The organism is Treponema sp. UBA7567, from assembly GCF_002476655.1.
Taxonomy (GTDB): Bacteria; Spirochaetota; Spirochaetia; order Treponematales; family Treponemataceae; genus Treponema_D.
Genome location: NZ_DLLH01000077.1, coordinates 26,848 through 27,326, shown reverse-complemented (window position 1 = coordinate 27,326; position 479 = coordinate 26,848). Strand labels below are relative to the sequence as shown.

The following is a 479-nucleotide window of genomic DNA, read 5'->3' as shown; positions in this document are numbered from 1 at the left end:
AAAAAAACAAAAAAAAGCCCTGCACATTCTATTAAAAAGAACACACAGGGCAACCTAAAAATCCAGACTGAAATATTTATTACAGCCGGCCAGCTCCATAATATTTTCTAAAAAATCTAATTTAAAAAAAACTCTTTCAGTTTAATGCTCACCTTTACGGCTAATGTCTACTTTTTGCTGCCTTTCAAGACTTTTTGCAGGATTTCTGTAAGCAGTAAACAGGAATATTGCAAGGAAAACACAAGCAACAGCAACACCGCCAACATAAGAAACTGTGAGGCCTGTTGCACCATGAGCTCCAAGGTTAAAACATTCTGGAGCATAAAGCAGGTAAGTAATACTTACAGCAGACATAAATGCCGCAGGAACAGCAGTAATCCAGCAACGGTTTGGATTTGGACCGTAGTTTGTTGCAAGGTAAACAGAAGCTGCCCAAAGAACAATCATAGCCAGAGTCTGGTTAGACCAAGAGAAGTATC

At 38.8% G+C, this 479-nt stretch carries 1 pseudogene; it reads right to left on the bottom strand.

The features are described from left to right. Positions 1 to 141 precede the first annotated feature (141 nt). Positions 142 to 479: pseudogene (locus B3Y13_RS09605) on the bottom strand (carbon starvation CstA 5TM domain-containing protein); the annotation flags it as partial.